The following is a 24952-nucleotide window of genomic DNA, read 5'->3' as shown; positions in this document are numbered from 1 at the left end:
ACAGAACTGACGCAGACCACCTCGGGCGAGTACGGGCACACCCTTCCACCAGGACGGACCGCTTCACCGCCTGCCGACTCCATCCACACCTACAGAAAGCCCCGCCGATGACCACTCCCGCGCACGCGCCGATCTTCGACTCCCACCTGCACATCATCGATCCGAGCCACCCGCTCATCGAGAACAACGGCTTCATGCCCGATCCCTTCACGGTCGCCGACTACCAGGCTCGCATCGACGGTCTCGGCATCGCCGGCGGTGCCGTGGTCTCGGGATCGTTCCAGGGCTTCGATCAGGGCTGCCTCGTCGAGGCCCTGCAGGCGCTGGGTTCGAGCTATGTCGGAGTCACCCAGCTGCCCCCGGAGACCAGCGACGGCGTCATCAGGTCGCTCGACGAGGCCGGGGTCAAGGCGCTGCGCTTCAACGTCGCCCGCGGTGGGTCCGCCACCCTCGACGACCTCGACCGCTTCGCCCGTCGGGTCCATGACCTCGTCGGCTGGCACTCCGAGCTCTACATCGACGCGCGCACGAGCGATGAAGACCTCAGCGCGAAGATCGCCGCGTTGCCGGCGGTGAGCATCGATCACCTCGGCATGCATGCCGACGGACTGCTCAACCTCCTGCCGCTCGTCGAACAGGGGGTCAAGGTCAAGGCCACCGGGTTCGGACGGGTGGAGCTCGACCCCGCCGAGGTGGTCCGGCGCATCGTCGACACCGACCCGAGTGCGCTCATGGTCGGCACCGACCTGCCGTCGACCCGAGCGAGGCGGCCTTTCGCCGACTCCGACTTCGAGATCATCCGCGAGGTCCTCACCCCTGACGAGGCCGACGCCGTGTTCTGGGGCAACGCAGCGGCGTTCTACCTCGGCGAGGCCGCCTCAGCCTGAACTCTCCGTTTGGGCCCTCAGTCTGGGCCCTCAGTCTGGGCCCTCAGTCTGGGCAACGAGCACCCCGCGAAGCGCGTTGATTTCGAGCCCTCGTTCAAGCCGAAGCGCACATTTCTCGCCCCCGAACCGCTCTTGCCGCTCGTTCAAGGCGGCGCGCACTTTTCGAACGGTCAACGAGTCGACATCCGCGCTGCGCCTTGAGCGAGCACCGGACACCAGTCGTCGAACAGCGGCCTTCGATCACGAGCACCGAGCCGAGGCTCCGTATGACTGGCAATTGTGGGTGGTACATCCCGTAGCATGGCTGGGATGAGCTCCCAACGATCGAATCTCGCGGACACACTGCACGGACTCGACGGCCGCAGCTACGGCAATCTCAAGCAGATCCGCGGGCGCTACCGGTTCGGACCAGTCACCCTGTTCGTCAACCGCGTCCAGGCCGACCCTTTCGCCTCACCGTCGAAGGTGCGCGTGCGCATCGAGCATGCCGATGCGAAGCTTCCGCCCGAGCTGATCACTGATCGGCAGGACCGCATCGCCGCGGCCGACTACCTGCTCCGTGCCGGCAATACCGCGCTGGGACGTTTCGATCGGAAGGCGATCATCCTCGGCCGCCCCGGTCAGGAGGTGCTTGAGCGCACGAACGTGCGCATCGACGATGCCGGCGTCGAGGCGCGGCTGCTGGTCAATCTGCCCGCTCGCGGTCGAAGGATCCTCGGACATCGTGCCGCCGATCTCCTCACCCGGGATCTGCCGGACCTTGCTCGTGCAATGTTCCTGTGTGAGAAATGGAGCGACGGCATCGACGGTCTCCGTCAGCACGTGCAGCTCCACCGCGATCAGCTGGAACTGCGGGACCACCTCGGCGAGGCCGGCCTGGTCGGCTTCATCGCCAACGGCGCGATTCTCCCCCGCAGCGCAGGCGATTCGGACGAACCGATGAACCCGGAGCAGGCAGTCCCGTTCGCTTCTCCACCCGAACTCGAGCACACGGTGGAACTCTCGAGCGGTCGCAGCCTCACGGGCATGGGGATCCCCCGCGGGGTCACCGTCATCGTCGGCGGCGGCTACCACGGCAAATCGACGATCCTGCGCGCACTCGAACGCGGCGTCCATCTGCACATCGCCGGAGACGGGCGCGAATGGGTCATCACCGACCCCGGCGCCACCGCAATCCGCGCCGAAGACGGTCGAGCAGTGACCGGAGACGACATCTCGCCCTTCATCGCCAATCTCCCATCCGGCACTGACACGAGAACGTTCTCGACGACGAATGCGAGCGGATCGACTTCGCAGGCGGCCAACCTCGTCGAGGCGATCGAGGTCGGCGCGCGCACGCTGCTCATCGACGAGGACACCTCGGCGACGAACTTCATGATCCGAGACAGTCGGATGCGCGCCCTCATCCCCGCCGAACGGGAGCCGATCACCCCGTTCGTCGACAGGGTCCGGCCGCTGCTCGACCGTCGGGGCGTGTCCACGGTGCTCGTCGCCGGCGGCTCGAGCGCATTCTTCGAAGTCGCCGACCATGTCATCGCCCTCGACGCCTACGTCCCGCACGACGTCACGAAGCAGGCGCACGAGCTCGTGGGCGTCGACCCCGACGCACTCACCGTCACGGATGACGGTTCCGTCCGCCAGCCGGCCCTGCGGATTCCGACGGCGAAGGCCCTGCGGCCGGCATCGAAGACGAAGTCCGCACGGGCCAAGGGCACGGATCGGATCCAGTTCGGCAGAGCCTTCATCGATCTCCTCGCCGTCTCTCAGATCGTCGATGCCCAGCAGACGGCGGGAGTCGCCGAGGCGCTCGAGTACCTTGCGGAGATCTTCGACGGTCGGACCGCGATCACCGAGGCGCTGGCGGAGATCGATGAGATGCTCGACGAGCAGGGCATCGACGGGCTCACGGGTCACCGCGACCACCCGGGGCACATCACCCGACCACGCGCTCAGGAGATCGCCTCCGCGCTCAATCGCTACCGCGAGTTGCTCCTCGTGGAGTGAACCGGCACTTCGAAGGCCTCAGTGATCCTCGGTGACCTTCGAGTTCGTCAGCGTCCGTGCGCCGATGAACCCGAGGACGAGGACGATGCCGGCGAGCACGGTGAACGAGATCTGCTGGGAGTGGATGAAGCCGGCGACCATCGCCGAATCCCAGGCACCCTGCGGCAGCGTCGAGCCGAGCACGGTGGCCATGATGGTGCCGACGATCGCCACGCCCACGGCATTGCCGAGCTCCTGCGCGGTGTCATTGAGCGCCGAACCGATCGAAGTGTGCGTCTCGGGCAGTGCGCCGACGAGAGCCACGGCACCGGTGGTCATCACGGTCCGCATGCCGAAGGTCATGATGAGCATGCCGATCGCGCACCAGAGGAATCCGTGCGAGAGCGCAAAGATCCAGATGACGACGCTGATGAGGACGAGGCCGACGCCGCCGATGGACGTGGCGCGGTGACCGTACTTCGCGACGGCACGGTCGACGAACGGACTGGCGACGAGCATGCCGACGACGAACGGCAGGTTCGCGAGCCCGGCCTGCAACGGCGTCCAGCCCCAGGCGAACTGGTAGAGCTGGGTGGAGACGAACATGACGCCGACCATGGCGATCATCGTCGCGGTCTGGAGGATCGCCGAACCGCTGACGGTCGGCAGGGCGAGCAGCTTCATGTCGAGCATCGGATCGGCCGCGGTCTTCTCGCGCCAGATGAAGCCCACCAGTGAGAGGACGCCGGCGGCGAAGACGGCGATGGTCAGCGGGGCGGTCCAGCCGTTCTCGACTCCCGCGGTGAAGCCGTAGAGGAGGAAGCCGAGTGCGGCGACCGAGAGCACAGCGCCGGGGACGTCGGCTCCGCCGGTCCGCCGATCAGCGGGGTCGTCGGGGGCGATGCCGAAGCGCACACCCAGCCAGGCGATTGCCGCCACGGGTGCGTTGAGCACGAGAAGAGCCTGCCACGGCCAGCTGGCGATGGCGAGTCCGGCGAGTGTCGGGCCCAGCGCGAAGCCGATCATCGACACGACCATGATGAGGCCGATCGCCTTGTTGCGCAGCTCGTCGAGATCGAAGAGTCGGAAGATCAGAGACATCGTCAGCGGGGCGATGAAGGCGGCGAAGGCTCCCGAGAGGGCGCGCACGATGATGAGCTGGGCCGGGGTGGTCACGAGCAGTACGGAGAGTCCGGCGAGGCCGAAGAGAGCGAGCCCGACGAGGAGGATGCGCCGTCGGCCGAGCTTGTCACCCACCGTGCCGCCGACCATGAGCAGGCCGCCGAAGGTGAGCGAGTAGGCGCCGACGATCCACTGCAGATCAGTCGGTGAGGCACCGAGGTCGCGGCCGATCGTCGGCAGCGCGATGTTGAGGATGGAGTTGTCGACCATCTCGACGAGCATGGTCAGGCACAGGGCAACGAGAGCGGGCCAGGCGGCGCGGAGACTCTGCGGCTTGCGCGACGGAGTCTCCACGGCGCCGGGAGCTGGGATCGGAGTAGTCATAGCGTTCCTTTCAGATCGAAGGGAGGGAATTCATCGAACGTCGTTCGTTTATGGAACGTTGTTCGAGTCAGTCGAACTATGTTCGAGAATAGAACGTTGTTTGATACTTGGCAAGTCCCTCGGTAGATTCGGACCATGGCTTCTGACACACCTCGGCGCCCAGGCAGCGGACCCGATCCCCGATTCGCCGGACCCGATCCACGCGCCGCCCGGGCGGCGCGGATCCAGCGATCAGCTCAGGCCCGGGAAACGGGGCAGGCTCGCCGGGCAGCGGCCCAGGCTCGCGGAGTGGCAGCTCGAGCACGCGGTGCAGACCGTGCGGATCTCCGTCGCCGAGGCGGCGGCAGGCAGCCGCGTGCGCGGGCTTCGCTCTCCCTCGACCAGATCATCGAGGCGGCGATCGCCACGCTCGACGCCGTCGGCGCGGAGAAGGTGACTCTCCGCGGGCTGGCAGCTCAGCTCGACAGCGGCGTGGCCAGCCTCTATTGGTATGCCTCGGGCAAGGACGAGCTCATGGCGATCGTCGCCGATGAACTGCTCGGGCGCGCCCTCGATGATGCTGATGAGCTCATCGATGCTGGTGAGGCGACTCCCTCGATGTTCGCCGACTATCCGGGGATCGATCTGGGCGAGGCGACGAGCGAGGACACGGCCGAGGCATTGGCCGACATCCGCCGCCTCGTTCTCTGCCTGTTCGTCCAGATGATCGAACATCGCTGGCTCGCCGGACAGCTCATCAAGGCGGGGCCGGACGAACCGAACTCGCTGACCTATTGGGAGCGGGTCGGCCAGGCGCTCCAGCGCACCGAGCTCGACCTCACGACCCAGTTCCACGCCTCGCTGGCCGTGGTCAACTACGCCTCAGGCATGGGCGCGGAAGTCTCGCAAGGAGCGATCGACAGAGACGCGATGGACGACGCCGATGCCGAATTCGCCGAGCAGATCGACCGTTGGTCAAGCTTCGATGAGCAAGAGTTCCCTTTCGTCCACTCCGTCCTCGGCGAGTTTGCGAAGTTCGATGCGAAGTCCGAGTTCATCGTAGGACTCCACCTCGTCCTCTCCGGCATCGAACGGCTCACCTGGAGCTGAGCCGCCGAATCGGCTCCACGAATTCCGACCGGCCACACCAGCGAGCACACGAAACCTGACCCAGATCGCCGAGGCTGCCCCGCCTACCCGTCCAACAGTGCCGTGAGCTCGGCGACCGTTCCGACCGGCAGGGAGCATTGCGTGCCCCGGCAGACGATCGCCGTCCCCGCGGGGACGTCCACCTCGTCTCCGTCTGGCCCCGGCACCCCGGTCGAGTCCGTCAGCAGAGTCACCGATGGGTGCTGCGCGGCAGCATTGCGCAGTTCCGTCTCGCGGGTCGCGACCCGAACCGGGCCGAGCGCACGCTCGGCTTGCCAGAGGGCGTGGCCGCAGCCGCGCGGGGCCTGTCCGGCGAGCGCCCGATAGACACCGAGCAACCGGTCGCGCACCTCAAGCAGCCGACCGGTGGTCACCGGCTCAACCCCGCCTGACTCGGCAACGTCGTCACCGGCACTGCCATTACCGGCAGCGCCGGTCCCACGATCGGCCCCGCCCGCCTCGACCCCGAGTTCGGCGAGCAGCAGCACCGCCTCGGCGGCGGCCGACCGGCCCGAGGGCACCGTGTTGTCCACCGGGTCCGCCGACTTCACATCGATGATTCCGTCACCGAGTGAATCGACGACCTCGAGCACTTCGTCCGGTTCGCCCGCGGTGAAGAGGTCGAGCATCCGCGCGATCGTCCCGGTCAGGAATTCCACCGGCACCGAGGCGGCCCCACCCCGGAGCTGCCGAACCGTAATTCCAGCGGTGATGAACTGCGCCCAGTCGGCCAGTCCCCCGCGCCCGGGCCCGGCCTTGCCGCCAGTGAAGCTGCGCCGGATGTCGAAATCCGCTGCCCCGTCGCCGTTCGGGTCCGCTGCTCCTCCATCACCCGTGACTTCGCCACCCGCACCGTCTTCACCCGTACCATCGTCAACTGCCCCGATGAAGCGCGCACGCATCGCCGTCCAGAACCGCAGTGCGGTTCTCCCCCACGACTCAGTCTCGGCGATACCTTCCGCCCCACTCGAATCTCCGGCGACACCATCAACTGCCCGCGAGCTCTGGGCACCATCCACACCACGCGGATCTTCAGCACCCGCGCCCATGTACAGGGCCGCCTCGGCGAGGGCGGTGACACCTAAGGAATTCCACTCGGTGATGATCTTCTCGTCGCGGGCCGGCTGCGCACGCCGGGCCCGGATCTCGTCGAGGACCTCCCGTTGGCGCCGGGTGTCGGCGATGTCCCACGGCGCGGGGTGCGCGGCGTCGAAGGGCACATCCTCCATGCCCAGCCAGTCGATGATGCGCACGGCCGCGACCACCTGGCCCGACAGCTCAGCGCCGGCCGGCGAATCGACGAGGCCGAGCAGGCCCGCCTGTCCGGCTTCGGCGAATTCTTCGGGCGTGAACACATACGCCGCCCCCTCCTCCTCAGCGACCCCGGCCGAGTTGAGCGAATCGGCGTCGAGCGCGGCGATCAGCCCATCCTCGGTCGACAGGTCGCTGATGAGGAAGTTCGCCGTGTCGGCGATCTCCCGCTCGGCCAGCGCCAGCCATTTCGACGCCGGATCCAGGGCGCGTTCGACCTTCGCCCACGCGGTCACCGCGCGCAGGTAGAGGGCGTTGTCGTAGAGCATCTTCTCGAAGTGCGGCACGAACCACTGCCGATCGACGCTGTAGCGCGCGATCCCGCCGCGCACCTGGTCACGCATGCCGCCCGAGGCGATTCTGGCGAGCGTGCTGCGGACCGCGATGAGGCAGTCGAGGGCGAGTTCGCCGCTCAGGTGCCCATCAGCGCCGAGCCAGCCCAACCGCCCTTCGGACCGCGCCCGTTCCACGGGATGAGTCTCCGACTCGTCAGCCGTTCGGTTGTTCAGCCCGTCGGCCGACCCATTCGTCGAGGCGCCTGCGCCCTCCGCGAGCTTCACCGCGGTCGCGTCGCTGCCGTCCTCCTTCGCCGAGGCGGTCCCACCCAGTCGCACGAACGCCGCCAAGAGCTGGAGGACGTTCATCATCGGCGGGAACTTCGGCGCCGCGCCGAACCCGCCCCAGGCCGGATCGTAGGAATCGAGGAGAGCAGCGGCAGCGGAATCGAGCTCGTCGGCACTGAGCAACTCGGCGGCCGCCTCGGCGGGCAGAGCGCTCGTCACGGCATCGGCCATCTCGGCCAGGCCGCGGTCCATGCGCTTGGTCATCTGGTCGACCTCGGGGCGGCGATCGGTCCACGTCTGCGACACAGCGGTGAGGACCTGGGTGAATGCGGGCAGGTTCCCGCGCGGAGCGGGCGGGAAGTAGGAGCCAGCATAGAAGGGGCTGCCGGTCGGGGTCGCGAAGATCGTCATCGGCCAACCACCCTGCCCGGTCATCGCCTGCAGCGCGTTCATGTAATAGGAGTCGATGTCCGGCAGCTCCTCGCGATCGATCTTGATCGGCACGAAGCGTGCGTTCATCAGTGTTGCGATCGCCTCGTCTTCGAAGGATTCGTGCGCCATGACATGGCACCAATGGCAGGTGGAATACCCGATCGAAATGAGGAGGGGCACGTCACGGCGGGCCGCCTCGGCGAGGGGTTCCTGGCTCCACATCCGCCAGTCCACGGGGTTGTCGGCGTGAGCGCGCAGGTACGGGCTGGTCGAAGCGGCGAGTTCATTCGGCATGGCCCCAGCGTCTCACTTCGGACCGGCGCACGCGAGGGCAGAGCAACAATCGCCGCCACCCCAAAAAGCAAGGAAACTGGCTTTATGGAATGATGGAATCATGAGCGTGACCCCGAACGAGACCACGGGAACCGCCCACGAGGCGACCCCTCCCACCGCACCGACAGCCATGGGCAGCACGGGCATGTCCATCACGGTCGTCGCCTTCGTCGTCTTCATCGCGGCGTGGATCGGAGCGAAGGCAGTTGCCCTCACCGCTCCCACCAGACTCACCGGACTCACCGGCGCCAGCGATTTCGACCTGCTTCGGCTCGTGCTGTTCATCATCGCCGGCGCGGCCGCCATCGTCGTCGGACGGCAGCTGAGGTCGATCCAGCGCAGCGTCTTCATCGTCATCACGGTCTTCTACTTCGTGCTCGCCGGGCTGGGATCGATCTTCGCCTCGGACGGCTTCGAGGGCGATGTCCCGTTCCTCGCGATCCTCACGGCGACCGTCTTCGTCGCCGACCTGGCCTATCCGCTCATCATCGCCCAGGTCCTCGCCGTCACGGTTTCTCGAGTCACGCCCGTCGCAATCGCCGCCGACGGCACCACGACCGACAGCACCACCGACACAGCCACAACCACCGCGGTCGCCGAACTCGACGCCCGAGCTCGCCGTCACGGCAAGACGGCCGCGACGGTCCTCTTCATCACGGCGGCCATGACGATCGCCGTCTGGCTGGCGCGCACGGTGCCGCTTTACCTGCCGTACTCGCAGTTCACGGAATGGGCGACGAGGTCTGGGCTGTGGTCTTGGTTTGATGTCCCCAATGCGATCGCCGCGGCGGTCGGCTCGGTCGCCGCCGTCTTCGCCCTCCGCGCCGTCGCGGAGTCACGCGCCTTGCCGACCCCTGATCCGGTCGTAGGCTCCAGGCCGAAGCAGGCACCCCCGAAGCTTGCGCATACGCTGACGTTCCTCACGGTCTCCGGCGGTCTCTACTTCTGTTTGACGTCGACGTCCATTGCCATCGGCTCCGCCCTCGGAACCGATGGAGGCTACCCCGCATGGGCGCTGGGAATGATCCTCTTCACGCTCGGCGCCTTCGTGCTCGCGATCGTCACCCTCGACGCCGTGACCAGCCGCCGCAGTACCCCGGACAAGTCCGACTGAGCTCACAAATCCCTGAGCCCGCGCGCCCCGCCGCACGCGCACCCGCCAGTACCCAAGTCCCCGACACCACACGCCCCTGAGACTCCAGATCCCGATTGTCGGCACCCTCTTCCCTCGCCCACCCCCTTCTTCTACACTATGTAAAAATCGCGGTGAGGGAGCCGATCCCCGGTCCCGCCGCCGACGGATGGGAGGCCGACCGTGAACGCCGAATCAACCTGGGACCTCGAGGCCAAGGACTGCTGGGAACGCCTGCGGGCGACCTCCGTCGGACGCCTGGCCGTCATCGTCGACGATGCCCCGGAGATCTTCCCGGTGAACTTCACCGTCGAACATTCCGCGCTCGTCATCCGCACCGGCGACGGCACGAAGATCGACGCCATCCGCCGTCACCCGCGCGTCGCCTTCGAGATCGACGGCATCGAGTCGGGGTCCGCGTTCAGCGTCGTCGTCAAGGGCGAGGCGAAGGAGATCGGCGCCCCAGAGGAGCTCCGCGACACCGTCTCCCTTGATGTGTCACCGCTGCAGGCGGGAACCAAGAATCACTTCATCCGCATCCTCGCCGAGGTGGTCACCGGTCGCCGCTTCCCCGTGACCGATGCCTCGACCTGGGAGTCAGCGCTCAGTCACGTCGCACGCGCACCACAGGAGTGACTCCCGCCGAGCGCTCGGCACGCTGAGAATTCCGAGCCGTAGGGGGGAGACTTCCGAGGCCCACCGGAATCACGTCCTTGACAGAGCTTCCTTTACAGCGCTTCGACGATTTCGACGAGGCGGTCGGGGATGTTCGTGATGATGCCGTCGGCGCCGACGTCGATGGCCCGCTCCATCTCGCCGAAGTCGTCGACAGTCCACACGAGACTCGACATGCCGAGCTCGTGGACGGACGTGAGGAAGCCTTCGTCGGCGGCACGGAACTCCGGGTTGATCTGGTCGACCCAATCGGCGAAGTCCTGGAGTTCGTCAGGGCACGGCCGACCGAGGATGCCGACGGGGATCTCGGGCGCGAGACCGTGGAATTCGTCGATGAACGCCCAGTTGGCGGATTGGACGACGAGCATGCCGGCGGCCAATGCCCGCTCCAGGTAATTGGGCACGGCCCGCAGGGACTGAACGATCGCCTCGGCGATTCCGGGGTAGCGTTCGGGGTGCTTGACCTCGAGCAGCAGGCCGGTGCGGGTGTCGTGGACGAGGGTGAGCACCTCGGCGAGGCGGGGCACACCGATGCCGGCGAACTGCTCACCCTTCCATCGCCCGGCGTCGAGGGTGGCGATCTGGGCGGCATTCATGGCCGCGATCGACCGGTCGATGCGCCCGGGATAGAGGTTGCGTGCGTCGGTGGTGCGGTCGACGGTGGTGTCGTGCATGATGATGAGTTCGCCGTCGGCGCTCATGTGCACATCGGTTTCGATCATGTCCGCGCCCTGGTCGATGCCGGCCATGAACGCGGGTATGGTGTTCTCCGGCCAGTCTTCGGACGCGCCGCGATGTGCGATGACCAGGGGCGGGACACGGTGGCGAGTGGATTCGGCGAGGTCGGCGCCATGGTCGGCTAGATCTGCGGATCGCCGGGGGGCGGATCCGGCGGTGGGGGTGATGAGGGTGATGGGCATTTTCAGAACTCCTCCGCGGAAACGGCGAGGGTGGGGATCGAGCGTCGGTGCGCGCGGCCGATCGCACTGTGCTCAGCGGGTGGACGGGTGGTGCTGTGGCGGCCAGCCTAGGCGGCGAGGGCGAGTTCCCGGTGATATGCGGGTGGACGGGACGTGAATCCTGCCGGTGCCGGAGCTTGACGTTCGCTTGGTCAACGCTGCGTGTTCGGCATTGACGACGTTCCGCTGCGGACGCGGCGGCAGGCAGTCCCCATTCGACAGGGCCACCGTCCCCAAGAATGCGCATGGATGGCAGACTGGAGGCAACCACGGACGGAGTTCTTGCATTCGCCCCTCCGATCCCCACAGCACAATTGCCGAAGGAGGCGCAGCTCGATGGAGATGCTCCAAAGTGCATTCGACAGCGTCAGCACCGTTTCGTCATACGTCCTCGTGGCCGTTCTCATCCCCACGGGTCTGTATTTCACGATCCGCACGGGAGTGGTCCAGGTACGACTGATTCCCGAGATGTTCCGCACCCTGACGGAGCCCGGCGGACAGGATTCCGAAGGCAACCGGAACATCTCACCGTTCCGCGCCTTCTCGATCTCTGCGGCCTCGCGAGTGGGCACGGCGAACATTGCCGGCGTCGCGCTGGCCATCTCGCTCGGGGGTCCGGGCGCGATGTTCTGGATGTGGCTGACGGCGATCGTCGGCGGTGCCACCGCCTTCGCCGAGTCGGCCCTCGGCCAGCTGTACAAGCTCAAGGACGGTCCGAACTTCCGCGGCGGGCCCGCTTATTACATCAAGCACGGGCTGAACATGAAGTGGCTCGGGCTCGTCTTCGCCGTCATCGTCGCGATCACCTACGGCATCGTGTTCAACTCGGTGCAGTCGAATTCGATCGTCGACGCAGTCGGGGCGTCTTTGGACGTCGACTCCTCGAACGGGGCCTTCGCCGCGATCGCCGGTGCGATCATCGCCGTCGCAGCGTTCGCAATCTTCGCCGGCGGTGCCAAGCGCATCTCGAACATCTCCGCCTATCTCGTGCCGTTCATGGCCGGCGTCTACCTCATCGTCGGCATCATCGTCGTGGTGATGAACATCGGCGCCGTCCCCTCGATGGTGGCCACGATCTTCTCTGATGCCTTCAGCATGGATTCGATCGCCGGCGGTACGCTCGGTTCGATCATGCTCATCGGGGTTCAGCGCGGCCTGTTCTCCAATGAGGCGGGCATCGGTTCGGTGCCGAATGCGGCGGCGACGGCCTCGGCGTCTCATCCGGCCAAGCAGGGCTTCGTGCAGGCGCTCGGTGTGTACTTCGATACGATCCTCGTCTGCTCGATCACCGCGTTCATCATCCTGCTCTCGAACCCCGAGTACGGCAGCTCAGCCGAGGGCATCCAGCTCACGCAGACCGCGCTGAGCGGTCAGCTCGGGCAGTGGGCGATCCACTTCCTGACCGTGGCGATCTTCCTCTTCGCGTTCTCCTCGATACTCGGCAACTACTATTACGGTGAGGCGAACATCGAGCACCTGACGACGAGCAGGGTCGCTCTGCGCATCTATCAGGTGATCGTCATGGCGGCCGTGTTCATCGGCGCGGTAGTCGCCCTCGACCTCGTATGGACGGCCGCGGACATCTTCATGGCGATCATGGCGCTCATCAACCTCTTCGCCCTGCTGCTGCTCTCGCCGCTGGTGTTCTCGCTGCTGAAGAACTACCAGCAGCAGCGTCGCGCCGGCGAGGAGCCGATCTTCCGCCGCGGGGACCTGCCGACGTTCAAGCGCATCAACACCGAGGTCGACGCCTGGGACGGCACCGACGAGGTGACCACCGCGAAGTTCTGGCGCGACCGCGGCAAGAAGGTGCGTTCCGACGCTGATGACGCTGCTCGCGCCGAGTGAGGTCGCGAGCAGTCTGATTCCGCACGCACAGTGACCCGAAAAGCAGATCGGGCGTTCCCTCTTGGGACCGCCCGATCTGCCTTTCCCGACGCCCAGAAACATCCCCTTGATCCTTGAGAGGAGACTCCGATGAGTATCGATCGTGCTGAGTTGGCAGAGACCCTCGCCGAGGCGACCGGATGGTCGGTCTCGGCCGATCCCCGCCGATTGACTTTTACCAGTGATGATCCACCGCAGGTGGTCATCTGGACGGTCACCGATGCCGAGATCGGACAGTTGCGTTACAACGAGAATCTCCGTGCCAAAGGCTACGGTGGCCGCCAGACAAACGATCCCGGCGTTTTGAGCCTTCCCCTAGGCGAGGCGCTGGGTCCCTTTGAGCTATTTGGAGGATCCCGAGGATATATGGATGGAACGGATCTGACGATCCGCGAGTGAGTCCCGTCAATCGAGAGTTGGTCAGACTCAGCACAGCGCCGAGATGGCTGCGACAGACACCGCTGCGCCGACATATATGGGCAATATTTCGATCTTGAACCAATTATTTGAAGCAGATTAACTATTGACTTCATTCATATGACGAATATGATCATCATGTGAACACGAACACACCCGGACGCGAAGTCTTGGATCCAGTAGACCGCGCAATCGTCGATGCCTTGCATCGTGACGGCCGCGCGCCGTGGTCGAGGGTAGCCGAGCAGGTCGGTGTTTCTGCTGTCACTGTCCGCCGGCGATATGAGAGCCTGCACAGTCGAGGACTGATCCGTGTCATCGGTGCCACCGACGTCGTCCGACTGGGCCTGGGAACTCCGATCTACATGCGCATCTCGAACGCCCATGGCGACCTGGACGTGCTCATCCCCCGTCTGAGAGAGCGAATCGAAGTTCGCTCGTTCCACACCCTCTTGGGTTCCGTCGACATCGCCGCGGAGATGGTTCTGCCTCCCGATGCGGACTACAGCCGAATCGTCTCCGAGATCACCGAGGGGACTGCAGCGTCGGTGGAAGGCCTGCTGCTCACACATGCTTTCGCCTCCGGGCAGGACTGGGCTCCTCCGTTCGAGTCGACAGAGCCGACACGTCTCGCCCCGGTCAAGCCTGAGCCGGCACCGCACCTCGACCTCTCCCGGTCCGAGGTCAAGGTACTCGGCATGCTCATGCACGACGGACGGACTTCGCTCAGTGACCTCGCAGCGGCGATCGGCAAGTCCGAAAACACCGCCGCCCGCACGATCGAACAGCTGAAAGAGCACGGGGTGCTCGATTTCCGAATCCTCGTCGAACCCGAGCTGCTCGGCTTCAACACCGAGTTCCATCTCTGGCTGGTGGTCGAACCTCAACACCTCAGACAGACCGCTCTCACGCTGGCGGAACATCCATCCACGAAGTACCTCACCGCAACGACCGGCAACTGCAGTCTCGCCGGTCAGTTCATCGTCCGCGATCGCACCGAGCTGTTCCACTACACGACAGAGGTGCTCGGCTCACTGCCCGGAATCCACAATGCAGAGCTCTCGATCCAAACGGCGACATACAAGCGCGTGTGGACGTCGATCATCGAGGGTAAATACGCGACTGAAGGACAGCCGCTTGACCCGATCGAATACCTCCGACCACGAGCTTGATCCAAGCGACGCTCCACGACGTCAACGATACAGAGAAGCACAGTCCGCCTTGGGATCACGATGAACAACGACCCGATCCGACAGGAGAAGCAATGTCCTCACAGAAACCGTCATCGGAATCCGCCCGCACCGAGCCTTGGCAATGGCCGGAGGAACAATGGCGCGCGGAGGTGGATCGCGTACGCGCTGGCCGCAGTCTCGTGCACGACGATGTCACACAACGTTGGCCAGAGCAGGCTCGCTGCGCAGTCCTCATCGCCTACGACTCCGATCATGAGACACCGTACCTGCGCGACGGGCAGACCTCACCGGGTTCCCTCGCCCAAGGCGAGTACGGAAGCCGAAGCGCCGTACCGAGGATCCTCGAGATGCTCGCACGACACGAGATTCCCTCCAGCTTCTATGTCCCCGCGGTATCGGCCCTCCTCCACCCACACGACATTGAGGGGTACGTTGCGGGCGGCCACGAAGTAGCCGTGCACGGGTGGATCCATGAACGCAACACCGTTCTTCCCTACGAAGCCGAGCTCGACCTCATCGGTCGTGCCACCGACGTGCTCGAACGGCTCAGCGGTGCTCGGCCGACTGGTATCCGCACACCGTCCTGGGACTTCTCCCAATCGACATTGAGGGTCATCAGAGAGCTCGGATTCGCGTATGACTCCTCCCTGATGGCCGACGACGAACCCTACGAGCTCAATGCCGAGGGCGAACCGACCGGGATCATCGAAATCCCCGTCGAATGGATCAGGGACGATGCCCCCTACTTCATGATGGATCGCTTCGGAGGCTTGCGACCCCATCTCTCACCCCGCGACGTCGAGCGCATCTGGATCGACGAATTCGACGCCGCACATGCCGCCGGAGGAGTTTTCGAGCTGACTCTCCACCCTCACATCAGCGGGCACCGCTCCCGCCTTGCCATGGTCGATCGGCTCCTGGCCTACATCCGAACGTTCGACGATATCTGGTTCGGCACTCATGCTCAGCTCGCCGATCATCTGAAAGCCCACTTCGCACTACCCTCTGCGAACTGACTGGTCTGCCTCGACCCCTCTCTGGATCAATCCGCAGTTCCGACGCTTCTCCTCACCATCTCGTCACAACGAGCCATCCCGCTCCCTCCATCCGGAACCGGGGTCGTTGACACCCCATTCGCCTCACGAAGGAACGAACGATCATGTCCACTAAAGCACGTCAGACACACCCGCCCTACGAGACCAAACTGTCGAAGAAGGGGCGAAAGGCGCTGCTCGCCGGCGCCGTCGGGAACACGGTCGAATGGGTCGACTGGGCCATCTACACGACGTTCTCATCGGTCTTCGCCGTTCACTTCTTCCCTGGCGACGACCCGGCAGCGGCGCTGCTCGCTACGCTCGCTGTCTTCGCCGTCGGCTTCATCATGCGGCCGATCGGCGCCGCGGTCCTCGGCAACTACGCCGACCGCCGTGGCCGAAAGAGGGGAATGGCACTGACCATCGGCCTGATGGCCGGCGCCTCACTTCTCATCGCAATCACCCCCGACTATTCGATGATCGGCATCGCCGCTCCGATCATCTTGGTGTTGGCCCGCATGCTCCAGGGCTTCTCCGCCGGCGGCGAATTCGGAGCCTCCTCGGCCTTCATGGTCGAGGCCGCAGCACCCAAACGCCGCGCATTCGCCGGATCCTGGCAACAGGTTTCTGTCGGAGCCGGGGGACTCATCGCTGCCGGGATCGGTGCAGTCATCACCTCGGCGCTCGACTCCGATGCCCTCGATTCCTGGGGCTGGCGACTGGCGTTCGCACTCGGAGCTCTACTGGGACTATTCGGACTGTGGCTGCGATCGAATGTCGCCGAATCCGAGTCGTTCGAAGCTACCAAAGCTGCTCGCGAAAACGAGCCGAAGCAGAAGCGCTCTTACCTCACGATGTTCATCAAGCACCCCGGTGCTGTCGCTCGAGTCTTCGGCATCACCATCGCCGGGACCCTGCTGTACTACATCTGGGTCTCCTACCTGCCGACTTATGCCCATGTCGCCACCGGCCTCCCGCTCAATCAGGCTCTGACCGCCAACTTCATCTCGATCGGGTACTTCATCTGCCTGCTGCCGTTCGTCGGCATTCTCTCCGACCGGATCGGGCGCAAACCGACGATGTCCGCTTTCGCTGGTGGCTTCCTCATCCTCGCGTTCCCGCTCCTCAATTTCCTCGACAACAACTTCTGGGTCTTCCTCGGCGTCGAAATCGTCGGCATGACGCTGTTGCTCGGCTACTCCGCCAACTGTGCAGTGATCATGGCCGAACAATTTCCTCCCGAAGTGCGCGCAACCGGCATCGGACTCCCCTACGCTCTGGCTGTCGCCGTCTTCGGCGGGACCGCTCCCTACATCATCACGTGGATGAACGACGTCGGAATCGGCGACAAGGTGTGGATCTACTGCGCCATTGCGGCCGCAGTCGGGTTGGCCGTCTATCTCACTATGCCGGAGACCAAAGGAAAGAAGATCGCATGACCAAGGACTTCGCTCCTCACGTCCTCGTCACTGGCGCTGCCAGCGGCATCGGCAAAGAAATCGCCCATCAGTACGCTAACCAAAGCGTCCAACTCACCATCGTCGACTTTGATGCCGAGGCACTTACCGTAGTTGCCGACGACCTCCGCCAAGGTGGCTCCGTCGTCAATACCATCACGTGCGACTTGCGCCGACCAGAGGCACCGGCCTCTGTGATCGATTCAGCCTTTTCCCACGGTGACGTCCATATCCTCGTCAACTCCGCAGGCGTGTACCCCGCCATCCCTCTGCTGGACCTCACCGCCGAGATCTGGGATGCAGTTCAGTCGATCAATGTGCGAACGCCGCAGCTGCTGACAGTGGAATTCGCCAAACGAATCCGTCACCTCGCCGTGGAGTTGCCGACCGGGTATCCGTCCGTCGTCAACATCTCATCGGGGGCGGCGCTTCGAGCCCGTCCCGGTGCTGCACCGTACACGACGTCGAAGGCCGCACTGGAGATGGTTACGCGAGCCAGCGCCCTCGAATTGGGGCCGCAGGGGATAAGGGTCAACGCGGTGGCACCCGGGTTCGTCGTCGTCGACAGCGAACTCAATCGTCTCAGCGACGACTATGTGGAGAAGGTGTCATCCAATCCTCTCGGGCGCAAGGGTCGACCCGACGACATTGCTCGTGCCGTCCTTTGGCTCGCTTCCCCTGCGGCCGAATGGATCACCGGTGAAATATTGAGAGTCGACGGTGGCTCCGCCGCCGGAGCGCTCAATCTTCCGGTTCATTGGCCGGAGACACGCACCGAGATCGATACGCCAGCAGCAGACACGCAATACCCGCGCCAATGAAAGTGAGCACAAACGAATGACGTCCACCGCTCCCCCCGCAGAAGTGATCTACACAGTAGTTGGAGGAGGTGCCATAGGAGGCACACTTGCCGCACACCTTTCCCTCGGCGGCCACTCCGTGCAGATCGTCGACACCGACGGAGCCCACGTCGCGGCCATTCGCGGGCGAGGACTGGTGATCGACGGTCCCAGTGGATCCATCAGAGCGGATATTCCAGCCTTTGTTCCCGCCGATGCTCCGGAAGAATTGGGCCCCGTGCTGCTCGCTGTGAAGTCTCAGGCGACCGAGAAGGCAATGAGTTGGATCGCACCTCGTCTCCGCGGCGACGGTTATGTGGCCTCGATGCAGAACGGACTCAACGAGGCGACCATCGCCGACTATGTAGGCCAAGACCGTACAGTGATTGCATTCGTTGACCTCTTCGCCGATCTCGTCGAGCCGGGGGTCGTCAAAGACGGAGGAATCGGCACCATCGCCGTCGGCGAATTCGCCGGTGGGACAAGCGAGCGAGTACGTGACCTGGCCGATTCACTGTCACATTGGGGAACGCCGATCGTCAGCGACAATGTCAGCGGCTTCCTCTGGTCCAAACTGGCGTTCGGTGCGATGCTCACCGCCAGTTCGTTCATCGATCACGACATGTCGATAGTTATCAACGAGAACCGCGCTCCCATGCTCGAGCTCGCCCGCGAGGTCTTCGCGATCTCGGACGCCCTTGGTCTCCAGCTCGAAGGCTTCGACGCTTTCGAACCGGATCACTATAGGAAGGCCGCACCGGCAAGCACTGTCGACGCTGCTTTCGATTCACTCTGCGAGTGGCTCGCAGGTCAGACGAAGACACGCTCGGGAATCTGGAGGGACATCAACGTGCGCAAACGCCCCACCGAAGTTCCGGCACATTACGAGCCGGTACTGCACATTGCCGAGGCTCACGGTATCTTCGTACCGAGACTCCGGACGATGGTGGAGGTGATCCGTGAGCTCGAACGTGAAGAGGCAACGATGGGTGACCATCTCCTGATGCGCATAGCCTGAAGCAGTCGCGCCAGGAGTCGGCAGCGAACGTTCTCCGATAGGACGCTCGCTGCTACTTCTTCACCGACTTCGAGGTGGCTCCCGTCGCCCAGCTGACCTGGCTGAAGGTGACGCGATAAGTCTTCTTGCTCTTCGACTTCACCTTGTACGTGGCCTTGCCCTTCTTCGCGGTGACAGTCTTCAGAGTCTTCCACTTGCTCCCGGACTTGACCTGGAACTTCACCTTCGGGCTGTAGTTGACCTTGCCGTACTTCTCGGGGTTGTAGACCTTCGTCGTCGAGGTCAGAGTGACCGTGCTTCCACTGCGCTTGGACGACAGCGAGGCGTAGGTCTTCCCCCGGACGTAGAAGTAGCCCTTAGTTTTGTCAGTGCGTGCATCCCAGTGGGTGTCATAATCGGCATCTACATATTCCATGTCGACCTCAGACGGCCCAATCCTGTACTTACCGAGCCCTTCCAAGCTGGGACAGACCATTACTCGGTCTTTGTTACTGGGACTCGTATAGTTGCCGAAATACGCCTCGGTGGTGCTTCCATGTCGGCCAGCGATATCAGAGTCGACTGACCACGAGTCAACGTTCTTCTTCTTGTACTTCAAGTAGACGTTGAAGTACTTGCAGTTCGAGTTCGAAATGACCATGTCACTTGCGGACAGCTTGGTCACATCGAATGACATAGAAACCGCTTCGGCGGAAACTTCCGGACCAACAGCGAGAGCAACAGCAGCGATCGACGCCACGAGGGCGCGCTTGAGGAACTTCATGAACACTCCAATGAGTTGAGAGAGACAGGATGAAAACGAACAGAGGATGCCAAAGTCGAAGTCACTGGAGTGATGTCGGCAGACTGCGTCACGATAGTTGAAGTTTCGTCAAAACGAAGAGTACCACACCTGCAGTCGCAGTGGTCCTACAGTCGGCTCGTCAGCAGGCAGACAGCACGAAAGGGCGGCCCGAGCGCAATGCTCGGACCGCCCTTTCTGAGCTCAGGAGCTCAGTTCGCGGGTGCCGCTTCGTCCTCGACGATGAGCGGGTACACGCCGTTCTCGTCGTGAACCTCGCGGCCGGTGACCGGCGGGTTGAACACGCAGGCCATGCGCAGCTCTTCCTCGGCGACGACGGTGTGCTTCTCGTGCCCATCGAGCATGTACATCACGCCGTCGTGGAGCGGGTAGACCTTGCCGGTCTCCTCGTCGGTCAGCGTGCCCTTGCCCTGCACGCAGTACACGGCTTCGACGTGGTTCTGGTAGTGGAACGTCGAGGTGGTTCCGGCGTAGATCACGGTGTCATGGAAGGAGAAGCCGACGCGCTCGCGACCGAGCACCATGCGGCGGCTGCGCCAGGTCTCGGACTGGATGTCGCGCTCGGTGTCGTTGAGGTCATCGCGGTTGACAACGTACATAGGTGAAGTCCTTTCGTGAAGGGACGGTGATGTTCAGGGGGTGGGCATCGGCGAACCCGGCAATCCGAGTCCGATTCCGCCCAGAGCGCGGGCCGGCGCCACTGTCGCGACGCCGGCCCGGCAGAGGTGGGTTCAGGCCAGAACGGCTTCGGCCTTGGGAGCGAATTCGAGCACTCCGGCTTCGATGATGTCCAGACCGGCCTGCAGATCGCGGGAGTCGATCGTCAGCGCCGGCATGATCTTGATGACTTCGTCCTCGGCACCCGAGGTCTCGAGGAGCAGGCCGCGGTCGAAGGCGTAGGCGGCGACCTTCTCGGCCACCTCGGTGTCCTCGAAGTGGAGGCCGGCCAGCAAACCGCGTCCGCGGATCGAGGCGCCCTCGGCCTTCTCGACGATCGTGTCGAGACGCTGGTGCAGCTCGGCGATGGTGTCGGCAAGCTGGTTCTGGAACTCGTTGTCGGCCCAGAAGTTCTTGATCGCGGCGGTCGCGGTGACGAACGCGGGGTTGTTTCCGCGGAAGGTGCCGTTGTGCTCGCCGGGCTCCCAGACATCGAGTTCGCGACGGAAGAGCGTCAGCGCCAGCGGCAGACCCGAACCGGAGATCGACTTCGACAGGCAAACGATGTCGGGCTCGATTCCGGCCTCTTCGAAGCTGAAGAACGAACCGGTGCGACCGCAGCCGGCCTGCACGTCGTCGACGATGAGGAGGATCTCGTGCTTCTTGCACAGATCGGACAGGGCGCGCAGCCATTCGGCGCGAGCGGCACGCAGTCCGCCCTCGCCCTGCACGGTCTCGACGATGACGGCGGCGGGCTTGTCGACACCCGAGCCGGAATCCTCAAGCACCTTCTCCAGCCACAGGAAATCCGGGATCTCGCCGTCGAAGTAGTCATCGTAGGGAATCTTCGAACTGTTGGTCAGCGGGATGCCTGCGCCTTCGCGCTTCATCGAGTTGCCGGTCACCGACAGCGATCCCAGCGTCATGCCGTGGAAGGCGTTGGTGAACGAGAGCATGTGCTGACGGCCCGTGACCTTGCGGGCGAGCTTGAGCGCCGCTTCGACCGTGTTGGTTCCCGTCGGTCCGGGGAACATGACGGAGTAGTCGAGTCCGCGCGGTTTGAGGATGAGGTCCTGGAAGGTCTGCAGGAACTCGCGCTTGGCCGGGGTCTTCATGTCCATCGAGTGGAGAACGGCACCGGACTGGAGGTACTCGATCAGCGGGTTCATCACCACGGGGTTGTTGTGCCCGTAGTTTAGAGCGCCGGCTCCGGAGAAGAAGTCGAGGTACTCGTTGCCGTCTTCGTCCCACTGCTTTGCGCCCAGCGAGCGAGCAAACGTCGCCGGCCATGAACGGCAGTAGCTGCGAACTGCGGATTCGCGGGTCTCGAAGATGTCGGGCTTGTCGGTCGGTGCGGTAGTGCTTTCGGTCATCACTTGAGTCCTTTCGACTTCTGGATTGCGCGTCTGCCACGTGAGCAGGCGCTGCAGGCGGTGGCCGCTCAGCCGCCAGGCTGCCGATTCGCATGATCGCTCATCGGCTCATGAGCGGGTCGGCCCGTCTGGGCCAGTCAGCCCGTCCGGGCCGGTCAGCTCATCGGCCAGCGGTCGCTTCCGCCTTCGGACACCGGGCGCGGGAGCACCCGACAGGAGGCGCCTCGTGCAACGGAGGCTCCCGCCTAGCGGAGGCTCACCCTTGCGGAGGAGTTCGCGCGGTATCGGGGTGGGGCTCGTTACAGCGGTGCGATCTCGTAGAGGTATTCGGTGTCGTGGCCGTCCGGGTAGAGATCCGGGGTGAACAGCGGGCGACGGTCGAAACCGGCTCCGCGCTGATCGGCGAATGCCTGGAACAGACGGTTCGATGCCGCATTGTCTGCGGTGATCGTCGTCTCCAGGCGCAGGGCGCCGGTGTGATCAGCCAGCTCATGGAGCATGGTCGAGGCGAGCCCATGGCCACGGAACTTCTCGTCGACAGCGACCTGCCAGATCATCAGGGTGTCCGGATTCTCCGGACGGGTGTACCCGGTGATGAAGCCGGCGGGTTCTCCGTCGATCCGTGCGATCACCGAGGTGTCCGCGAAGTCACGGCACCACAGCAGGTACGAGTACGAGGAGTTCAGATCGAGCACGGCTGTATCTTTCGCGAGCCGCCATAGATGTTGTCCGTCCTCCAGCTCGGGAGTACGAACGTCGGTTTGCGTCTTCGGTTCAGCGAGTGCGTTTCTCACGCCAACAAACCTAACGGGATGAGACCCAGCGTCAACCTCACAACTGTCGAATCCGGGGCACTTTCGCAACGATCGCCGCGGCCCGCTGACATGTAACAGACCAGGCTTTCCCCATGGCATCTCTGGGATGTGGCGGGGCGCTCATTCGCGCTCATTTCGCGGTTTCGCTTCGTTATCGTTTCGTTACATTAGCGGGTAGTTGGAACTCTGGTTCCACGTGTTCCATGTCACTGCAGCGGATTTGGGACAGCAAGGATTCCTGCTGATCTGGTACGCCACGGAAGGCTCAGTGAACGGCTTGAAGGCGATTGCGGCGTGCCGAAAGATATGGCCCACGCAGCGTCGGAGGGGCAGCCGACAATGAGGCGAGCCCGCCGCTTTATCGGTCGATCCGCGGGGTTCTCCGCGCGGCCTCAGACGCGGTGGATCGACCAAAGAATCTGCCGACCGCTCGCGTCACCATCCACCGCTGACCGCACAGCGCGATACAGTGACGGCAACGTGAGCGGTCGGCGTGTGCTGGGCCCCGGCCAGGCGTTCAGCTCCAGCCAGCCACGAAGCCAGCCCCGGTCTCAGCCCGACCACAGCCCTTCAGCCCCTCAGCACTCAACGACGTTGACGGCGAGGCCGCCCTGCGCAGTCTCCTTGTACTTCGAGGACATGTCCGCGCCGGTCTGCCGCATCGTCTCGATCACCTCGTCAAGGCTGACCCGGTGCTGGCCGTCGCCCCACAGCGCCATCCGGGCGGCGTTGATGGCCTTGCCCGCCGCGATCGCGTTGCGCTCGATGCACGGGACCTGCACCAGTCCGGAGATCGGATCGCAGGTCAGGCCCAGGTTGTGCTCCATGGCGATCTCGGCGGCGTTCTCCACCTGCTCCGGCGTCCCGCCCATCACCGCGGCCAGTCCCCCGGCAGCCATCGACGAGGCGGATCCGACCTCGCCCTGGCAGCCGACCTCAGCGCCGGAGATCGAGGCCCGCTCCTTGTAGAGGACCCCCACCGCCGCCGAGGTGAGCAGGAAGTCGATGATGGCCGCATGCTTGGCGCCTTCGCCGCCGTCGACGACCGATTTCACGTAGTTGAGCGCGTAGTGGAGCACGGCGGGGATGATGCCGGCAGCGCCGTTCGTCGGGGCGGTGACGACCCGTCCGCCGGAGGCGTTCTCCTCATTGACGGCCATGGCGATGAGGTTGACCCACTCGAGGTAGTAGCCGGGGTCGCGGTTGGGATCCTCGGCCTTGAGCTTGAGGTACCAGTCGTGCGCGCGGCGGCGGACCTTGAGCCCGCCGGGCAGGTAGCCCGAGCGATCCAACGACGCCGAGGCGCACTCCTCCATCACCGAATAGATGTGGAGCAGCCCATGCCGGATCTCGTCCTCCGAGCGCATCGAGCGTTCGTTGGCGTGCATGATCTCGGTGATCGACATGTCGTTCTCGCGGCAGCGCTGCAGCAGCTCGGCCCCGGAGTGGAACGGGTAGGGCAGTTCCTCACTGTAGGACTCGAGTTCGGCTTCGATGACGGACTCGGACACCGCATGCTCCGGTTCCTCCCCCGCCGCCGACCCCGCGGCAGCCTCGGCTGCCTGTTCCTTCTCGAGGAATTCGGTCTCGGAGGTGACGAATCCGCCGCCCACGGAATAGTAGGTCTCCTCGGCCAGGGTCTCACCTGAGGAGTCGAACGCGGTCAGCGTCAGGGCGTTGGTGTGGCGGGGCAGGACGGTCAGGGGTCGCTTGACCATGTCGTCTTCGGTGAAGGGCAGCTCGACGCCGTTGCCGGTGGCATCGCCGAGGATGATCGTCCCGGTCTCGGACATCCGTGTCCGGCGGGCGGTGAGTTCATTGGCTTCGACGAGGTCGGGGCGGCAGCCTTCGAGGCCGAGCAGGATCGCGTCGAAGGTTCCGTGACCGGCACCGGTGGCGGCCAGGGAACCGTACACGTCGACGCGCAGGTCCGTCACGGAGCCCAGCGCGTCGCCGAGGAGGGTGATGAAGCTCGAGCCTGCACGCATCGGTCCGACGGTGTGCGAGCTCGAGGGTCCGATGCCGACGGTGAAGAGGTCGAAGACGCTCAAGGGCATGGCAATCACTTCGTTTCTGCGGATATGCACAGCGGGGCCGACGAGAGGCCGGCTCGGCCTGGTGTCGGCCCCGCTGCGGGGAGAGTCGTCTCAGAGGGAGTTGGCTTCGGCATAGGCGGCAGCGTCCATGACCTCGCCGACCTCGGTGACGTTGACCTTGACCAGCCAACCCTCGCCGTACGGATCGGAGTTGAGCAGACCGGGGTTTGCCGTCGCGAGTTCGTTGACCTCGACGACCTCACCGGAGACCGGCGAGTAGAGGTCGGAGACGGACTTCGTCGACTCGACCTCACCGCAGGTCTCGCCAGCCGTCACGGAGTCACCGACGCCGGGCAGATCGACGTAGACGACCTCGCCGAGCGCATCGGAGGCGACGGCGGTGATGCCGACCTTGACGGTCTGTCCGACGAGGCCGTCGGCGGGTCCGTCGACCCATTCGTGCTCGGCGGAGTACGTGAAGTTCTCGGGGAGCGGGGGCAGCTGTGCCATGTTTC

21 protein-coding genes are annotated in these 24952 nt (G+C 64.6%); 12 read left to right on the top strand and 9 right to left on the bottom strand.

All coding sequences use genetic code 11. The features are described 5' to 3' along the window. Nucleotides 1–107: 107 nt before the first annotated feature. Both HK401_RS18550 and HK401_RS18545 read left to right on the top strand, forming a co-directional pair. Nucleotides 108–887: an amidohydrolase family protein gene (locus tag HK401_RS18550; RefSeq protein WP_181276137.1), complete on the top strand. Its 780-nt coding sequence runs from the start codon at nt 108–110 to the stop codon at nt 885–887. Between the two features lie 309 nt (nt 888–1196). Next, a complete protein-coding gene (locus HK401_RS18545; protein ID WP_181276136.1) occupies nt 1197–2891 on the top strand; it encodes an ABC-ATPase domain-containing protein in 1695 nt (564 codons plus the stop codon). 18 nt (nt 2892–2909) lie between these two features. On the opposite strand, the gene HK401_RS18540 is transcribed toward HK401_RS18545, so the two are convergent. Continuing rightward, on the bottom strand, nt 2910–4376 hold the full coding sequence (locus tag HK401_RS18540) for an MFS transporter (protein ID WP_181276135.1): 1467 nt from the start codon (nt 4374–4376) through the stop codon (nt 2910–2912). Nucleotides 4377–4511: 135 nt separating this feature from the next. Between HK401_RS18540 and HK401_RS18535 the strand changes: the two genes are divergently transcribed. Beyond that, on the top strand, nt 4512–5465 hold the full coding sequence (locus tag HK401_RS18535) for a TetR/AcrR family transcriptional regulator (protein WP_181276134.1): 954 nt from the start codon (nt 4512–4514) through the stop codon (nt 5463–5465). Between the two features lie 83 nt (nt 5466–5548). Here the strand turns inward: HK401_RS18535 and HK401_RS18530 are convergent, their stop codons facing one another. Then, nucleotides 5549–8104 carry a thioredoxin domain-containing protein gene (locus tag HK401_RS18530; RefSeq protein WP_181276133.1) on the bottom strand — a complete coding sequence of 852 codons (2556 nt, stop codon included), beginning with the start codon at nt 8102–8104 and terminating at the stop codon, nt 5549–5551. Nucleotides 8105–8204: 100 nt separating this feature from the next. Between HK401_RS18530 and HK401_RS18525 the strand changes: the two genes are divergently transcribed. Both HK401_RS18525 and HK401_RS18520 read left to right on the top strand, forming a co-directional pair. Beyond that, a complete protein-coding gene (locus HK401_RS18525; protein ID WP_181276132.1) occupies nt 8205–9257 on the top strand; it encodes a hypothetical protein in 1053 nt (350 codons plus the stop codon). A gap of 201 nt (nt 9258–9458) precedes the next feature. Next, nucleotides 9459–9911: a pyridoxamine 5'-phosphate oxidase family protein gene (locus tag HK401_RS18520; RefSeq protein ID WP_181276131.1), complete on the top strand. Its 453-nt coding sequence runs from the start codon at nt 9459–9461 to the stop codon at nt 9909–9911. A gap of 92 nt (nt 9912–10003) precedes the next feature. On the opposite strand, the gene HK401_RS18515 is transcribed toward HK401_RS18520, so the two are convergent. Continuing rightward, on the bottom strand, nt 10004–10870 hold the full coding sequence (locus HK401_RS18515) for a glycerophosphodiester phosphodiesterase (protein ID WP_181276130.1): 867 nt from the start codon (nt 10868–10870) through the stop codon (nt 10004–10006). Nucleotides 10871–11245: 375 nt separating this feature from the next. On the opposite strand from HK401_RS18515, the gene HK401_RS18510 reads away from it, so the two are divergent. The 7 genes from HK401_RS18510 (at nt 11246) to HK401_RS18480 (ending at nt 18754) form a co-directional block, all read left to right on the top strand. After that, the gene (locus HK401_RS18510; RefSeq protein ID WP_181276129.1) at nt 11246–12757 is read left to right on the top strand and encodes an alanine/glycine:cation symporter family protein; all 1512 of its coding nucleotides are present in this window, start codon (nt 11246–11248) and stop codon (nt 12755–12757) included. 129 nt (nt 12758–12886) lie between these two features. Continuing rightward, nucleotides 12887–13195 (top strand): hypothetical protein, encoded by a 309-nt coding sequence (locus tag HK401_RS18505; protein ID WP_181276128.1) that lies wholly within the window; start codon nt 12887–12889, stop codon nt 13193–13195. 158 nt (nt 13196–13353) lie between these two features. Further along, complete coding sequence (locus HK401_RS18500) at nt 13354–14385, top strand: Lrp/AsnC family transcriptional regulator (RefSeq protein WP_181276127.1); 1032 nt, start codon at nt 13354–13356, stop codon at nt 14383–14385. Between the two features lie 92 nt (nt 14386–14477). Then, entirely contained in the window at nt 14478–15422 is a 945-nt protein-coding gene (locus HK401_RS18495) for a polysaccharide deacetylase family protein (protein WP_181276126.1), read from the top strand. Nucleotides 15423–15565: 143 nt separating this feature from the next. Continuing rightward, entirely contained in the window at nt 15566–16879 is a 1314-nt protein-coding gene (locus HK401_RS18490) for an MFS transporter (RefSeq protein WP_181276125.1), read from the top strand. After that, entirely contained in the window at nt 16876–17718 is an 843-nt protein-coding gene (locus tag HK401_RS18485) for an SDR family NAD(P)-dependent oxidoreductase (RefSeq protein ID WP_181276124.1), read from the top strand. Before HK401_RS18490 ends, HK401_RS18485 begins: the two co-directional genes overlap by 4 nt. A 16-nt stretch (nt 17719–17734) precedes the next feature. Beyond that, entirely contained in the window at nt 17735–18754 is a 1020-nt protein-coding gene (locus tag HK401_RS18480; RefSeq protein WP_181276123.1) for a ketopantoate reductase family protein, read from the top strand. Nucleotides 18755–18806: 52 nt separating this feature from the next. Here HK401_RS18480 and HK401_RS18475 read toward each other — a convergent pair whose 3' ends face one another. The 6 genes from HK401_RS18475 to gcvH form a co-directional block, all read right to left on the bottom strand. Continuing rightward, complete coding sequence (locus HK401_RS18475) at nt 18807–19517, bottom strand: hypothetical protein (RefSeq protein ID WP_181276122.1); 711 nt, start codon at nt 19515–19517, stop codon at nt 18807–18809. Between the two features lie 230 nt (nt 19518–19747). Next, nucleotides 19748–20155 carry an ectoine synthase gene (locus HK401_RS18470; protein WP_181276121.1) on the bottom strand — a complete coding sequence of 136 codons (408 nt, stop codon included), beginning with the start codon at nt 20153–20155 and terminating at the stop codon, nt 19748–19750. A 132-nt stretch (nt 20156–20287) separates the two neighbouring features. Next, nucleotides 20288–21586: a diaminobutyrate--2-oxoglutarate transaminase gene (gene ectB, locus HK401_RS18465; RefSeq protein ID WP_181276120.1), complete on the bottom strand. Its 1299-nt coding sequence runs from the start codon at nt 21584–21586 to the stop codon at nt 20288–20290. A 299-nt stretch (nt 21587–21885) separates the two neighbouring features. Then, nucleotides 21886–22380: a diaminobutyrate acetyltransferase gene (gene ectA, locus HK401_RS18460; protein ID WP_281412351.1), complete on the bottom strand. Its 495-nt coding sequence runs from the start codon at nt 22378–22380 to the stop codon at nt 21886–21888. Between the two features lie 599 nt (nt 22381–22979). Continuing rightward, entirely contained in the window at nt 22980–24458 is a 1479-nt protein-coding gene (locus HK401_RS18455; protein WP_181276118.1) for an L-serine ammonia-lyase, read from the bottom strand. A 90-nt stretch (nt 24459–24548) separates the two neighbouring features. Further along, nucleotides 24549–24947 (bottom strand): glycine cleavage system protein GcvH, encoded by a 399-nt coding sequence (gene gcvH / locus HK401_RS18450; RefSeq protein WP_181276117.1) that lies wholly within the window; start codon nt 24945–24947, stop codon nt 24549–24551. Nucleotides 24948–24952 lie beyond the last annotated feature (5 nt).

It is taken from the genome of Brevibacterium oceani (assembly GCF_013623835.1).
Classification (GTDB): domain Bacteria; phylum Actinomycetota; class Actinomycetes; order Actinomycetales; family Brevibacteriaceae; genus Brevibacterium; species Brevibacterium oceani.
Note: the sequence above shows the minus strand (reverse complement) of the source record. Positions and strands in the feature narration are given on the sequence as shown.

Coding starts and splice junctions, on each gene's coding strand:
- HK401_RS18550 (WP_181276137.1), top strand. CDS start 108: ATGACCACTCCCGCGCACGCGCCGATCTTCGACTCCCACCTGCACATC.
- HK401_RS18545 (WP_181276136.1), top strand. CDS start 1,197: ATGAGCTCCCAACGATCGAATCTCGCGGACACACTGCACGGACTCGAC.
- HK401_RS18540 (WP_181276135.1), bottom strand. CDS start 4,376: ATGACTACTCCGATCCCAGCTCCCGGCGCCGTGGAGACTCCGTCGCGC.
- HK401_RS18535 (WP_181276134.1), top strand. CDS start 4,512: ATGGCTTCTGACACACCTCGGCGCCCAGGCAGCGGACCCGATCCCCGA.
- HK401_RS18530 (WP_181276133.1), bottom strand. CDS start 8,104: ATGCCGAATGAACTCGCCGCTTCGACCAGCCCGTACCTGCGCGCTCAC.
- HK401_RS18525 (WP_181276132.1), top strand. CDS start 8,205: ATGAGCGTGACCCCGAACGAGACCACGGGAACCGCCCACGAGGCGACC.
- HK401_RS18515 (WP_181276130.1), bottom strand. CDS start 10,870: ATGCCCATCACCCTCATCACCCCCACCGCCGGATCCGCCCCCCGGCGA.
- HK401_RS18510 (WP_181276129.1), top strand. CDS start 11,246: ATGGAGATGCTCCAAAGTGCATTCGACAGCGTCAGCACCGTTTCGTCA.
- HK401_RS18505 (WP_181276128.1), top strand. CDS start 12,887: ATGAGTATCGATCGTGCTGAGTTGGCAGAGACCCTCGCCGAGGCGACC.
- HK401_RS18495 (WP_181276126.1), top strand. CDS start 14,478: ATGTCCTCACAGAAACCGTCATCGGAATCCGCCCGCACCGAGCCTTGG.
- HK401_RS18490 (WP_181276125.1), top strand. CDS start 15,566: ATGTCCACTAAAGCACGTCAGACACACCCGCCCTACGAGACCAAACTG.
- HK401_RS18485 (WP_181276124.1), top strand. CDS start 16,876: ATGACCAAGGACTTCGCTCCTCACGTCCTCGTCACTGGCGCTGCCAGC.
- HK401_RS18480 (WP_181276123.1), top strand. CDS start 17,735: ATGACGTCCACCGCTCCCCCCGCAGAAGTGATCTACACAGTAGTTGGA.
- HK401_RS18475 (WP_181276122.1), bottom strand. CDS start 19,517: ATGAAGTTCCTCAAGCGCGCCCTCGTGGCGTCGATCGCTGCTGTTGCT.
- HK401_RS18470 (WP_181276121.1), bottom strand. CDS start 20,155: ATGTACGTTGTCAACCGCGATGACCTCAACGACACCGAGCGCGACATC.
- ectB (WP_181276120.1), bottom strand. CDS start 21,586: ATGACCGAAAGCACTACCGCACCGACCGACAAGCCCGACATCTTCGAG.
- HK401_RS18455 (WP_181276118.1), bottom strand. CDS start 24,458: ATGCCCTTGAGCGTCTTCGACCTCTTCACCGTCGGCATCGGACCCTCG.
- gcvH (WP_181276117.1), bottom strand. CDS start 24,947: ATGGCACAGCTGCCCCCGCTCCCCGAGAACTTCACGTACTCCGCCGAG.